Source organism: Clostridium sp. 1001275B_160808_H3 (genome assembly GCF_015550425.1).
Lineage (GTDB): Bacteria > Bacillota > Clostridia > Clostridiales > Clostridiaceae > Clostridium.
Genome location: NZ_JADNAT010000007.1, coordinates 61,475 through 75,037 on the forward strand (window position 1 = coordinate 61,475; position 13,563 = coordinate 75,037).

Consider the following 13,563-nt stretch of genomic DNA (forward strand, 5'->3'; position numbering starts at 1 on the left):
ATGAATGCATTAAAAAGTATAAAAAAACATCAAATATTTTGGCCTCTTGTAGCACTATTTTTAGTTCTATTATTTAATTTATTTTTTACTCCAGGTTTTTTCAAAATAGAAATGAAGGATGGTCATTTGTTTGGTAGTCTTATAGATATCATTAATAGAGGAGCACCTTTAATGATTTTATCAATAGGTTTAACTCTAGTAATAGCAACTTCAGGTACAGATATTTCAGTTGGATCTGTAATTGCAATTACAGCAGCTGTAGTTGCTAGTTTAATTGGAGGGCAAATGAGTTTTGTAGATGGAGTTCAAGAATATGTTAGTTTAATTCCAATGCCTTTAGCAATTATTATTGGATTATTATTAGCATCTCTTCTTGGTTTTTGGAATGGTATATTGATAGGAAAAATAAAGATTCAACCAATTATTGCAACTATGATATTGATGGTTGCTGGTAGGGGAATAGCTCAGCTTATAACAAAGGCTCAAATAATTACAATCTACTATAAACCATACTTCTTTTTTGGAGGAGGATATTTATTTGGATTACCATTTTCTATTTATATAGTAGCAGCTTGTCTCTTAATTGTAATGCTTCTTGTTAAGAAAACTGCATTTGGATTATTTGTAGAATCTTCAGGATGTAGTTCAGAAGCAAGTAGATACGTTGGAATTAAAGTTGATTGGATTAAGGTTTGTGTTTATACAATATCAGGTTTATGCGCAGGTATTGCAGCAGTATTATTAAGCTCAAATATTAAATGTGCTGATGCAAACAATTTAGGGTTATATATAGAACTTGATGCTATTTTAGCAGTAGCTATTGGGGGAAACTCTATGTCTGGAGGTAAGTTTTCTATTCCTTGTAGTATAGTTGGAGCATTGATAATTCAAAGTTTAACAACTACTATATACTCTTTTGGAGTTCCACCTGAAGTAACTTTAGTTGTAAAAGCTTTAGTTGTAATAGTTATTTGTTTATTACAATCTGAAGAATTTAGAGCTATCTTTAGGAATTTCTTTGATAAGAATAGGAGGGTTAATAGTGAAAAACTTACTAGTATTGAAAAACAAAATATTACAAACTAAATACTTACCTATATTTGTGACAGTAGTTTTATTTATAGTTTTATGTGCTTTTGGAGCTTTTAAGTACACTGGGTTCTTTAGATTACAAACATTTTTAAATCTACTTATTGATAATTCATTTTTACTTATAACAGCCATTGGTATTACATTTGTACTTATTACTGGAGGGATAGATATATCTGTTGGAGCTGTAATTGCTTTTGTATGTATGTTATCTGCATACCTCCTTGAAAATAAAGGGTGGAATCCGTGGGTAGTTATCATGCTTATGCTTATAATAGGCTGTATTTTTGGAACGATTATGGGAGTCTTAGTTACAAAGTTTAAAATTCAGCCATTCATAGCAACATTAGCAGGAATGTTTCTGGCTAGAGGATTATGTTACCTTGTAAGTATAGATACTATAACTATTACTAATGAAACTTATGCGAAAATAAGTCAAGCTAGAATTAAAATTGGTAATGGGTTTATTTCATGGAGTGTAGTTATTGCTTTAATAGTTTTAGTATTAGCAATATATATTTTACAATATACAAAGTTTGGAAGAACGATATATGCTATAGGTGGAAATGAGCAATCTGCAAGACTTATGGGACTACCTGTTGATAGAACAAAAATTTTAGTTTATACCTTAAGTGGATTTTGTTCAGCACTTGCTGGAGTTGTATTTAGCTTTTATATGTTATCAGGTTATGGACAGCATACGGTTGGACTAGAAATGGATGCAATTGCATCAGCTGTAATAGGTGGAATAATGCTAACAGGTGGAGTTGGATATGTATTTGGAACTTTACTTGGAGTACTAACACAAGGAGTTATACAAACAATAATAACCTTTGAAGGAACATTAAGCTCTTGGTGGACAAAGATTGTTGTAGCGGCACTTTTATGCTTATTTATAATACTGCAAAGAGTATTTATTATTATAAAGGATAGGAAAGCATAGATATTTTTTAATGAATAGATAATTTTTAATGAAAGAATTAAGAAATATAGATTATCAAATTAGACAAGAACTCATAATAAGCAGTTATATATGAGTTCTTGTTTTTATAATTTAAGAGATAATTTAAAAGATAATTTAAGAGAGAGTTTTATGAGTAATAGAATACTTTTTATTTTAGTAATTGCTAAGTATTAAAGTGAAAATAGAGATAATGTGAATAGTATAGATATTTTATTAATCTTGAATTAATTATATAATATTAGTATCATTATTAATTATACAATGTTAGTATTTATAAAACGTTATATGAAATATAATATAAATATAATTTTTTAATGTGAAAGAGGTGATTGTTTGCTTAATAAAATAGACTATAATTTAGATGAAGATATTATAGAAGAAATAAAAGAAATATCTAGAAAACATCATAATATTAAAAAAGTAGTTTTATTTGGTTCAAGAGCAAGAAGAGATAATTCACCTAGAAGTGACATTGATTTAGCAATATATTCAGCCGTTGATTATTCAGATCTATTAGATTTTATAGAAGATATAGAAAATAATACTACTACCTTGCTAGAATTTGATTTTTCAAATATGAATTCAATAAAGGATGAATTATTTATTGAAAAAGTAAATAAAGAAGGGATAGTTATATATGAGAAGCATTGACTTTAAATATATGAATTTAAAAAAAGCTTATTCAAGATTAAAAGAAGTCAGTGATTTATATGATGGGGAAAATGATATAATAAGAGATAGTTTAATACAAAGATTTGAATTTACTTATGAGCTAACTCATAAAACCTTAAAGGAATTTATGAAGTATTTAGGAGTTACCCTAGAGAATTCATTTCCACGTACTATTTTTAAGAAGGCATATGTGAATAATTTGATTTCAGATGATAAGGTATGGATAAATTTATTAGAAGATAGGGATTCTACATCACACATTTATAATGAAAATATGTATAATGAAATAGCTGATAGAATAGTTAATAAATATGTTGATGCTATTGAAGAGTTAGTAGAGAACTTAGAAAAACTATTGTAAGTTTTTAGAAATAATAAATGGCCTCAGGGGTACTGCCCCTGAGGCTAAATGTTTTTATTTATAAATACTTTTGAATGAATTGTTCTTCAGGTGTAAATAAATATATAAATCCTTCAATTAAACTTATAAATCCAATGACTCCTATAATACCTGTGAAACTTAATATTAAATATATTATTCCAATCTTGTATTTTCCTAAGTAGAATTTCTGTGCACCAAATATTCCAAAGAAAATTGAAATAAAAGCTGCTATATACTTATTCTTATACCAGAAAGAAGATTTACTGGTTGCATTTAAATTACTAAAAAAAGAAATAAGAGCATTAGGTAAATAATTATTATAAGAATTAGAATAAGTAGAAGATGAATTTTTAGACGAATTTATATCTTGATGCTTGTCTGATTTTATATCCTGATTATTTCTAGATTTTACATCAGAATATTGCTGAGAAGTCTTACTTTTCTTAAATAAGGATTTAAATGTTATATTTTCTATATCGTCAAAAGATTGAACTTCCTTATATAATAAATTATTATTTTCATCATAAACCTCTTTATACTTGCTATAGCGAGAATAGATATTACTTTTACTTGAACTATAATCTTTATTGTTATTAAGATTATAACTTTTACTTTTGTTTATATTACTTGAACTATCATTTTCAATAACTAAATCCTCTCCACAATGCTCACATTTATCAATAAATATTGAATCTACAGGAGATCCACAGTATGAACAATATTTCATTATTAAATCACCCTTTCATATATATATATTATAAATGAATTTTACATTATATAGAATAATATTTTTATAAACATCCTCTTTAATGATTATTATTTTGCTAAATAGATAAAGATAAAGTTTTTGAGTTTTCTGTGATTTAGGATAATTATCTGAGGACTTAGAAAATTAGAAATTAAAATGTTTTCAGAAAGTTTGAAATTACTATTGTAAATGTAAACAAAAGATGTTATATTATAAATATACAAAATATTGTACATTTATATAAGGGAGTGGTAAATTGGACGTTCAAAGTAAGCTTATGCAAAAGCTTGGAATAGCAATTACTTCTTTAGCAGTTGAATTTTTATCTCTTAATGAAGGTGATAGAATTAAAACTGTAGCAGAGCTTGCTGAAAGTTATGAAAGTGCTAGAGGAACAATACAATCTGCTTTAAAGTTTTTAAAAGATCATAATGCAATAACTTTAGAATCTAGAGGACACTTAGGAACATTTGTAAAAGATATAGATTACATAAGACTTCTAGAACTTACAGGAATAAAATCCTTAGTAGGAGTTATGCCATTACCTTATTCTAAGAGGTATGAAGGTTTGGCAACAGGACTTTGTAAATGCCTAAATGATAGTGGAGTTAATACAAATCTAGCTTTCATGAGAGGTTCTAATCATAGATTAAAAGCTTTAGAAGATGGCAGATATGATTTTGCAGTTACTTCAAGACTAACAGCAGATTATTATTTAGAAAACAACAAGCCAATACAAATAGTTAAAACCTTTGGAGATTTTAGTTATGTTAATGAACATATAATAGTGGTTTCTAAAGAATTTAACGGTGAATTTAAAAGAGGGACAAGGGTAGGAATAGATAATTCATCTATAGATCAATTTATGTTAAGTAAAATATATTTTGAAGATATAGAAGTTGAATATGTTCCATTAAACTACAGTCAATTCATTACAGCTATAAAAGATAATAAAATAGATGCTGCTATATGGAATTTAGATGATATTGAAGATAGGAAAGATGATATGAAATTTATTCCTATAAATAGGGAGAGCAAAAATATTAAAGATACGGAAGCAGTAATAATTGCAAATAAGGAGAACTCTATTGTTCCAGCACTATTTTCTAGGGTATTAAATGTAGAAGATGTGAAAGAATATCAAAGATTGGTTATGGAAAAGAAGATAATGCCTCAATATTAGAGGTATTGTTAAAATCAAAATACAAAAAAATGTACGTTGGAGGCTTTAAAATGGAATTAACATTAAGATTAGATATATTAAGAGATTCAGGACAATTATCAAAAGAAAATTACAATAAAATAATACAAGTTATAAATTATTTTGAAGAAAAAAGAGGAGTAAAGCTTTTAGAAGAAAACGCATCAATGTTTATAACTCATTTATGTTCTGCCTTAGGAAGAATTGATGAAAATAATTTAGTAAATAAATTAGATGATGTTGTAGCACAATCCTTAAAAGAAAATGAAAATTATGATGAAGCTCTTAAAGTAGTAAAAGATTTAGAAAGTATCATAGGTGAAATTCCAGATTCAGAACTTGATTTTGTAGTTATGCATGTTTGTACATTAATATAGTTAGGGTAATCTGAAGACTAATTGTATAAGTGAGGTAGATTGTAATAAATAAATATAGCCGACTTGTATACGATTTAAAAATACGAGTATAATATGGGTTTATAATAAACATTATGATAAAGAAATTGTATGTCACTACAGATAATGACCATGTAAGTGAAAAAATATAATTTGCAGATAATATATTAGAAAAAATATGGACAAGTAAGTTGAAACTATTAAGTAAGATTAAAAGTATATTTGAGTACGAGAGCTCAGTATGAAATTTGAGAACAAAAGCTTAAGTTTAAAGTAACTTATAAAAATTGGGAATAAAGTTATTAAAACGGAATTAATATCAATATTAAAAATTAAATTTGTATTGGAGGAATAAAAAATGAAGAAAATAGTAATAGGTGGACAAATAGACAAGCAAAGAGTAGCAGATATAACAGCAAAAATAGCAGGAGACAGAGCAACTATAGAAATAAAAAGTGATATAGAAGCAGCAATGGCAATAAAAACAGGAACAGCAGACTTTTACTTAGGAGCATGTAACACTGGTGGGGGTGGAGCACTTGCAATGGCAATAGCACTACTTGGAATGGGACAATGCGCAACAGTATCAATGCCAGGAAATATTAAGAGTGAAGCAGAAATAAAAGCAGAAGTTGAAGCAGGAAAAAAAGCTTATGGATTTACAGCACAACACGCAGAAGAAGTTATACCAGTAATTCTTAAATATCTACTATAAAAATAAATATTAATTTGCAAAATAGCCTTTACTTAAATCACTAAAATTTATTAGATTTTACGTGATTTAAGTAAAGATATTTTAGCAAGTTATAACTATATGCTTTCTTTAATAATATATATATCTATTAATCTATATATTTAGTAATTTGTATATTTTTAATATATGCTATAAAAAATATTAGCATATGAAAGGATAGCATGCTTGTTTTAAAAAATATCAGAATTGAGAGCATATATAAATTTAGTTATTCAATAAATATCATATTATAAAATTTTAGGAGGTATTATTTATGCAATATTTAGTTGTAGCACTTTTAGGTGCATTAGCAGCAATATTATCAAATGCTGGTATAGCTGTTTTCAATGATGGATTTAGAGCCATAGTTCCAGAATACTTAGAAGGAAGAATGGACAAGAAAGCTTTAGCAGCAACATCTTTTGCAATCAGCTTTGGATTAGTTATAGGTTTTGGTATTCCAGTATCAATAGCTGCATCCATTATCTTGATTCACAGTATATTACTAGGTACTGATATCATTGGATCTTTTTGTCCAAGCGGTAAAAAAGGATTAGCTATATCAGGAGTAGTAGGAGCTCTTTATGGAGTAGGTATAGTTTATGGATTACAATTTGTAGTTGATTTATTTGCAATGTTACCAGTTAATTTCTTAGACGCATTAAAGCAAGTTGGAACTCCAATAACAGTTGCTTTTGCAGTATTCCCAGCACTTGTTGTTTCTTATCAATTTGGAATTAAAAAAGGATTTCTTACAGGAATAGTTGCTTTAATAGTTAGACAAATAACTGCAATATATGGAACTTTCACTGTAAATGGTGCTAGCGTTAAGTTAGACCAAGAAGGTATGGCATTACTTGCAGGTATGATAATAATGATTGCTTTTGCAATGCAAGAAAAACCAGATCCAAATGCTCCACAAATTGATTTAGTAGCAATTTTTGCAGAAAGAGTTAAGAAAATCAAAAAGAATTTACCTTTATTAGCATTAATGGGTGGATTAATATCAGCAGCAACTAGTCTTACTTTAGTAGCTGGAGACCCAATAAGCTTAAATCTTTTAGCAGAAGGAAAAACAACTGAAGCTGCAATGACAGCATTTGCAAGAGGTATAGGATTTATACCACTAGTTGCAACTACAGCAATTTCAACTGGAGTATATGCACCAGCAGGTATGACATTTGTATTTGTTACTGGATTTTTAATTGGAAACCCAATATTAGCATTTGTTGCAGGAGCTGCAGTAATGGCTTTAGAAATCTATTTCTTAGATGTATTAGCTAAGTTGATGGACAAGTTCCCAGGAGTTAGAAAATGTGGAGATAACATAAGAACAGCTATGAGTAAAGTATTAGAAGTAGCTTTATTAATAGGTGGTATGATGGCTGCACAAGCTATGGCACCAGGACTTGGATTATTCGTAGTAGTTGGTTTATACGTTTTAAACAAAACTTCAAAGAAACCAATAGTAGATATGGCAGTTGGTCCAGTTGGAGCAATTGGAGTTGGAGTTTTAATTAACATACTATACTTAGTTGGATTATATGTAATACCAAGTTAATCAATGGATAATTGACAATGGAAAATGGACAATTTATGTAATAACTCAGACGAGCTGAGTTATGAAAATGAGGAGTTAAAGAATGAAAAAGTAAAAGAGTTATGGAAATGATTCGGACAAGCAAGAATCCAATGAATAATAAATAATTAAAAATGGATAATTGAGATAATAACTCGAAAGAGCAAGAGGACAATTAATAATTGATAATGCACAATTGATAATTAAGGTAATAACTCAGAGGAGCTGAGTTGGAACAATTGATAATTGACAATGTACAATGGATAATTAATGAATAAAATCTAAGGAGTTTAAGAAAATTTAATTTTAAATAATTCAGAACTAGCTGAATTATCCCATCTAATTGTCAATTATCAATTTTCAATTATCAATTGAACAAAGGGGTGTTTATATGAATAAGGAAATAATTTATGCACATGAGCATATTACTATAGATTTATCTGGTGTAAAAAAAGATGCAGATTGTTTTTTAAATAATAAGAAGCAAACTATTGAAGAATTTAAAGATTTAAAAGCTAAAGGAGTTTCTACTATTATAGATGTTACAAATAGAGGAATGGGTAGAAGCACTGAATATGTAGCTGAAGTTATTAATGAAACTGGATTAAATATTCTTCAATCAACTGGATATTATAAAGAACCATTTCTTCCAGAAGAGGTTTATAAAATAAATGAGAAGAAGATGGCAAATATTTTAGTAGATGAAATAATAAATGGTATAGATGAAACATCGGTAAAGGCTTCTGTAATAGGAGAAATAGGAACTAGTTTAAATAAAATAGAAGAAATGGAAAAGAAGGTTTTTGAAGCTTCATGTATGGCACATCTTGAAACTGGAGTTCCAATAATAACACATACAACACTTGGGAAATTAGGACTTGAACAAATTGAGATATTTAAAAATTTCAATGTAGATTTATCTAAGGTTACATTAAGTCATATAGATTTAAGTGGAGACTTAGAATATATGTTTAGATTATTAGATACTGGTGTAAATATAGCATTTGATACAATTGGGAAAAATAATTATCAGCCAGATGAAAAAAGAGCAGAATGGTTAAAGGCTCTTTGTGAAAGAGGATATAGCAATCAAATAGTTATGTCTATGGATATTACAAGAAAATCTCACTTTAGAGAAAATGGTGGACTTGGTTATAGTTATTTAATAGATAGCTTTCTGCCAAGATTATATGAAAATGAAATTTCTAGCAAGCATATAGAAAATATGTTAGTTAATAATATAAAAAATATTTATAACCTTAAGTAGGAGGAAGAGTTATGAGAACATACCCATTACACTCAATAAGTTTAGATGAAGCAAAAAAACTACAATTTAAAATAATAGATACAATAACAAAGCATTTTGATGGAAGAGAAGTTCTATCTCTAGGTGATTTAGGTGTTGTTAAGGGATTGAATAAACCTACTTATACTAAGAAAGTAGAAAATGTTTTTGCAGAAGTTTTTGATGCAGAAGCTGCAATATTAGTAAGAGGTGCAGGGACAGGTGCCATAAGATGGGGATTAATTAGCTTTATGGAAAGTGGAGATACAATATTAGTTCATGATGCTCCAATATATCCAACTTCAAAAGTTACTATTGAGACTATGGGACTTAAGATTATAAAAGCTAATTTTAATGATTTAAATGATGTAAAAGATGTAGTATTAAAAAATCCACATATAAAAGGGGCATTAGTTCAAAATACAAGACAAAAGATTGATGATTCTTATGACTTAGAAGAAGTTATAACTGCAATAAAAGAATCAAATTCTAATATAAAAATAATTACTGATGATAATTATGCAGCTTTAAAGGTAAAGAAAATAGGAAATCAATGCGGAGCTGATCTTGGAAGTTTTTCTTGCTTTAAGATATTAGGTCCAGAAGGTGTTGGAGTATTAATAGGAAATAAGGAACTTGTAGATAAAGTTTATTCACTAAATTACTCAGGAGGAAGCCAAGTTCAAGGTCATGAAGCTATGGAGGCATTAAGAGGACTTGTATATGCACCAGTTTCATTAGCAATTCAATCAGAGGTTAATGAGGAACTTGTAACAAGATTAAAATGTGGTGAAGTTGAAGGAGTAAAAGATGCATTCCTTGCAAATGCTCAATCAAAAGTTTTACTAGTTGAATTAAATGAAGATATAGCAGAAGAAGTTTTAGAGTTAACTACAAAATATGGAGCAGCATCACATCCTGTAGGATCAGAATCAAAATATGAATTTGTTCCAATGATGTATAGAGTATCAGGAACGTTTAGAGCTGCTGACCCTACTCTAGAAAAAAGAATGATAAGAGTAAATCCAATGAGAAGTGGGGCAGATACAATAATAAGAATATTAAAAAGTGCAATTGAGGATGTTAAAAAAGAAATTAAGTAAGGAGGAGTAAGGATGTTTCTTGAAAAGACCATAGAAAGAAATAGGGAATTAGTTCAAGCTGCATTTAAGCTCCATAAAGAAGGAGTAATAATACCAGATACTTATGTTATTGATTTAGATACTTTAATAGAAAATGCAAAAAAGCTTAAAGATGAAGCAGATAAGTATGGTATAAAGCTTTATTTTATGACAAAACAAATAGGTAGAAATCCTCTTATTTGCAAAGAATTTATGAAGCTTGGATATGATGGAGCAGTAGTGGTAGACTTCAAAGAAGCTGAAGTCATGATAGATAACGGAATAAAGATAGGTCATGTTGGACACTTAGTTCAAATTCCTAAAGCTTTAAATGAAAAAGTAATTAAGTCTAAACCAGATTATATTACAGTTTACTCAATTGAAAAAGCAAAAGAAATTAATGAGGTTTGTGAAAAGCTTAATATAAAACAAAATATAATGCTAAGAGTTTTAGGTGAAAATGATAATTTATATTCAGGACAATATGGTGGATTTAAATTAAATGAACTTAAAAGTGTAGGAGCAGAATTAGTTAAGCTTAAAAATTTAAATTTAGCTGGTGTAACTTCATTTCCATGTTTCTTGTTTGATGAAGAAAGCAATGAAATTAAAAGAACAAATAATATAGATACAATTAAAGAAGCAAAAGACATATTAGAAAAAGAATTCAATGTAAAAATAGATCAATTAAATATGCCATCAGCTACCTGTGTTAATTCCATAAAGAAAATATATGAAGAAGGTGGAACTCACGGGGAACCAGGACATGGATTAACAGGAAGTACTCCATATCATAAATTTAATGATGGAGATGAACTTCCAGCAATGGTTTATGTAAGTGAAGTATCACACAATTTATTAGATAGAGCTTATTGCTATGGTGGAGGTCATTATAGAAGATCTCATATGGAAAATGCTTTAGTTGGAACAGATATAGATAATTCAAAAATGATTAAAGTAATTCCACCAACAGATGAAAGTATAGATTATCATTTTGAACTATCAGAAAACTGTAATGTATCAGATACAGTAATAATGGCTTTTAGAACTCAAATATTTGTTACAAGGAGCAATGTGGCAATAGTTAATGGAATAAAGAGTGGAAATCCAGAAATAGTTGGAATTTACGACTCACAAGGAAAAAGGATCAATGGATAATTGAAAATATAAAGGCTACGATAACTAGATATGTTCCATAAGCTAAATAGCTGTGCGAAGAAGTACTAGGCTTGGAAAAACTACTAAGCCAAGAGTTTTGGTTAACTCACTGCGTTCAAACAAACCAACAACACTAAGGCCTAGTAGTTTTTCCTTCACCAAGTACTTCTAACTGCTCGCTATATGCTTATTTCACATATTCTATTTATCTTCGCCAACTTATATTTCTCAATTTAAAATTATTAAATGAAGAATTAGCATAATTAATGATATAAAAATCGGGAAGTTAACTTATATAATTAAATTTGTTTTTCAATTTATAAAACTGAATAAATAATTAGAGGAAAAGAAATGGATGATGAGGATGGGATAATACCACAACCTTGTGCTGAAGTTTCTTTTAATTATAAGTGAAGAAAATGAAAAGTTACTAGTGAAAGAGTTTCGTAAAAGGGCATTAATGAACTTTGAATAGAAAGTGCTTTACAGCTATAGTTTAAGTTTTGCGTAGCAAAACAACATTAATTCTTTTATTTTTAAATTTTTTCATTCTTTCATTAATAAATTGTATTCACAATTTAAAAAGGAGGAAATTAATATGGGAAAATTCGTAGTAATTGTACTTGATGGTTTTGGCATTGGAGAAATGGATGATGTTAAAGAAAAAAGACCTCAGGATATAAATTCAAATACTTGTCTTCATATTTTGGAAAGAAGAAAAGATGTAATTTTACCAAATCTTGAAAAGTTAGGTCTTATTAATATATTAGGAACAGAAATAAATGGAATGAAGGAAGATCCTCATGCAACGTTTGGAAAGGGAAAGTTAACTCATTTTGGAGCAGATACTTTCTTTGGACATCAAGAAATAATGGGAACAAAACCAAAGATGCCATTTAGAGAACCTATAAAAAATAAAATAGAAGTTATATATAATGCAATAAAGGAAGCAGGATATAAAGTTTATTATAAGGAAGGTAAGAAAGAAAAGTATTTAGTAGTTGAAGATGCTCTTACTGTTGCAGATAATATAGAATGTGATTTAGGCCAAGCCTTTAATATAACATCAGCCTTAGATTTAATACCTTTTAGTAAGGTGTTAGAAATTGGTCATATAGTTAGATCTATTGCAACAGTTCCTAGAGTTATAACTTTTGGAGGAAAAGGAATTACTTTAGAAGATATATTAAATGCAGAAGAAGAAAAAGATGGTGGATATATAGGAATAAATGCACCTAAGTCAGGTGTTTATAATGAAGGATATGAATGTATACACTTAGGATATGGAGTTAATCCAAATACACAAGTATCAACAATATTATCTGAAGAAAATGTACCAGTTTACTTATTAGGAAAAGTAGCAGATGTAGTTATAAATGAAAAAGGTACAAGCATACCTATGGTAGATACAGAAAAGGTATTGAAGAGGACAATAGAAATATCTAAAGAAGTAAAAGAAGGTTTCATATGCTGTAATGTACAAGAAACAGATTTATCAGGGCATGCTGAAAATGTTGATAGATATGCAGAAAAACTTCAAATTGCAGATAAGCTTATAGGTGAGCTTATAGGGACAGTAAAAGATAATGATATATTACTAGTAATGGCAGATCACGGAAATGATCCAACAATAGGACATAGCAAGCACACAAGAGAAATGGTTCCGCTTATGATTTATGGAAAAAATATAAAAGAAGGATTCGTAGGTGTAAGAGAAACACTTTCAGATGTGGGAGCAACAGTTGCAGATTACTTTAAAGTAAAGGCACCTGAAAATGGAACAAGTTTTTTAAGCAAACTATTATAGAATTTTTAGATAAGTAGTTTAAGATTTTAATATAAAGATTATATAGGAGATTGTTTTGTAAAGGCTATATAAATGATTTACAAATTTCCAAATAGAGATTATGTAAATTGCGATTATGTGAATAAAGATAATGTGAATTAAGATTTAGATATAGAGTTTATAGGTAACTTGAAATATCAAAAGATAAAAATAAACATAGAAGAAGCATAAGAAATAAACAATAAATAAAAACTAAATAATTTTATATAATGGAGAAGTTAAAATAAGGAAATTGAATATTAAAGAAAGCTTAATATTTGTAACTCATTTTAATTTCTCTAATTTTATTTAATGCAAATTTAAGGTAGTTTATTTTAGTTTATCTATTTTTATTTAGTACAACTATAAAGTTATTATTAGTAAGTATAAATTAACTGCTATCTAATATTT

At 28.3% G+C, this 13,563-nt stretch carries 13 protein-coding genes; 12 read left to right on the forward strand and 1 reads right to left on the reverse strand.

The genetic code is table 11. The features are described 5' to 3' along the window. From I2A75_RS06880 to I2A75_RS06895, 4 genes are all read left to right on the forward strand, one after another. Positions 1 to 1,086 (forward strand): ABC transporter permease, encoded by a 1,086-nt coding sequence (locus tag I2A75_RS06880; RefSeq protein ID WP_195263736.1) that lies wholly within the window; start codon positions 1 to 3, stop codon positions 1,084 to 1,086. Then, positions 1,040 to 2,032 carry a galactofuranose ABC transporter, permease protein YjfF gene (yjfF, locus tag I2A75_RS06885; protein WP_257445673.1) on the forward strand — a complete coding sequence of 331 codons (993 nt, stop codon included), beginning with the start codon at positions 1,040 to 1,042 and terminating at the stop codon, positions 2,030 to 2,032. The genes I2A75_RS06880 and yjfF overlap by 47 nt, the downstream gene beginning before the upstream one ends. A gap of 354 nt (positions 2,033 to 2,386) precedes the next feature. Then, on the forward strand, positions 2,387 to 2,704 hold the full coding sequence (locus I2A75_RS06890) for a nucleotidyltransferase domain-containing protein (protein WP_195263737.1): 318 nt from the start codon (positions 2,387 to 2,389) through the stop codon (positions 2,702 to 2,704). Between the two features lie 10 nt (positions 2,705 to 2,714). Beyond that, positions 2,715 to 3,086 carry an HI0074 family nucleotidyltransferase substrate-binding subunit gene (locus I2A75_RS06895; protein WP_243242063.1) on the forward strand — a complete coding sequence of 124 codons (372 nt, stop codon included), beginning with the start codon at positions 2,715 to 2,717 and terminating at the stop codon, positions 3,084 to 3,086. A 58-nt stretch (positions 3,087 to 3,144) separates the two neighbouring features. On the opposite strand, the gene I2A75_RS06900 is transcribed toward I2A75_RS06895, so the two are convergent. Further along, entirely contained in the window at positions 3,145 to 3,834 is a 690-nt protein-coding gene (locus I2A75_RS06900; RefSeq protein WP_195263739.1) for a TM2 domain-containing protein, read from the reverse strand. 277 nt (positions 3,835 to 4,111) lie between these two features. Between I2A75_RS06900 and yhfZ the strand changes: the two genes are divergently transcribed. From yhfZ to I2A75_RS06940, 8 genes are all read left to right on the forward strand, one after another. Continuing rightward, the gene (gene yhfZ / locus I2A75_RS06905; RefSeq protein WP_195263740.1) at positions 4,112 to 5,038 is read left to right on the forward strand and encodes a GntR family transcriptional regulator YhfZ; all 927 of its coding nucleotides are present in this window, start codon (positions 4,112 to 4,114) and stop codon (positions 5,036 to 5,038) included. Positions 5,039 to 5,088: 50 nt separating this feature from the next. Then, entirely contained in the window at positions 5,089 to 5,433 is a 345-nt protein-coding gene (locus I2A75_RS06910; RefSeq protein ID WP_195263741.1) for a PRD domain-containing protein, read from the forward strand. A gap of 376 nt (positions 5,434 to 5,809) precedes the next feature. After that, entirely contained in the window at positions 5,810 to 6,166 is a 357-nt protein-coding gene (locus tag I2A75_RS06915) for a DUF2620 domain-containing protein (protein WP_195263742.1), read from the forward strand. A 292-nt stretch (positions 6,167 to 6,458) separates the two neighbouring features. Then, positions 6,459 to 7,745, forward strand: a complete 1,287-nt coding sequence (locus I2A75_RS06920) for a YhfT family protein (protein WP_195263743.1) — start codon at positions 6,459 to 6,461, stop codon at positions 7,743 to 7,745. A 409-nt stretch (positions 7,746 to 8,154) separates the two neighbouring features. Beyond that, complete coding sequence (locus I2A75_RS06925) at positions 8,155 to 9,030, forward strand: TatD family hydrolase (RefSeq protein WP_195263744.1); 876 nt, start codon at positions 8,155 to 8,157, stop codon at positions 9,028 to 9,030. Positions 9,031 to 9,041: 11 nt separating this feature from the next. Continuing rightward, complete coding sequence (locus I2A75_RS06930) at positions 9,042 to 10,151, forward strand: aminotransferase class V-fold PLP-dependent enzyme (RefSeq protein ID WP_195263745.1); 1,110 nt, start codon at positions 9,042 to 9,044, stop codon at positions 10,149 to 10,151. A gap of 12 nt (positions 10,152 to 10,163) precedes the next feature. Beyond that, positions 10,164 to 11,327, forward strand: coding sequence for a YhfX family PLP-dependent enzyme (locus I2A75_RS06935; RefSeq protein WP_195263746.1), 1,164 nt, complete (start codon positions 10,164 to 10,166; stop codon positions 11,325 to 11,327). Positions 11,328 to 11,925: 598 nt separating this feature from the next. Next, positions 11,926 to 13,134 carry a phosphopentomutase gene (locus tag I2A75_RS06940; RefSeq protein WP_195263747.1) on the forward strand — a complete coding sequence of 403 codons (1,209 nt, stop codon included), beginning with the start codon at positions 11,926 to 11,928 and terminating at the stop codon, positions 13,132 to 13,134. Positions 13,135 to 13,563 lie beyond the last annotated feature (429 nt).

Bases quoted from the DNA above. Each gene is read 5' to 3' on its own strand.
- I2A75_RS06880 (WP_195263736.1), top strand. From the start codon at position 1: ATGAATGCATTAAAAAGTATAAAAAAACATCAAATATTTTGGCCTCTT.
- I2A75_RS06895 (WP_243242063.1), top strand. From the start codon at position 2,715: ATGAATTTAAAAAAAGCTTATTCAAGATTAAAAGAAGTCAGTGATTTA.
- I2A75_RS06900 (WP_195263739.1), bottom strand. From the start codon at position 3,834: ATGAAATATTGTTCATACTGTGGATCTCCTGTAGATTCAATATTTATT.
- I2A75_RS06910 (WP_195263741.1), top strand. From the start codon at position 5,089: ATGGAATTAACATTAAGATTAGATATATTAAGAGATTCAGGACAATTA.
- I2A75_RS06915 (WP_195263742.1), top strand. From the start codon at position 5,810: ATGAAGAAAATAGTAATAGGTGGACAAATAGACAAGCAAAGAGTAGCA.
- I2A75_RS06920 (WP_195263743.1), top strand. From the start codon at position 6,459: ATGCAATATTTAGTTGTAGCACTTTTAGGTGCATTAGCAGCAATATTA.
- I2A75_RS06925 (WP_195263744.1), top strand. From the start codon at position 8,155: ATGAATAAGGAAATAATTTATGCACATGAGCATATTACTATAGATTTA.
- I2A75_RS06930 (WP_195263745.1), top strand. From the start codon at position 9,042: ATGAGAACATACCCATTACACTCAATAAGTTTAGATGAAGCAAAAAAA.
- I2A75_RS06935 (WP_195263746.1), top strand. From the start codon at position 10,164: ATGTTTCTTGAAAAGACCATAGAAAGAAATAGGGAATTAGTTCAAGCT.
- I2A75_RS06940 (WP_195263747.1), top strand. From the start codon at position 11,926: ATGGGAAAATTCGTAGTAATTGTACTTGATGGTTTTGGCATTGGAGAA.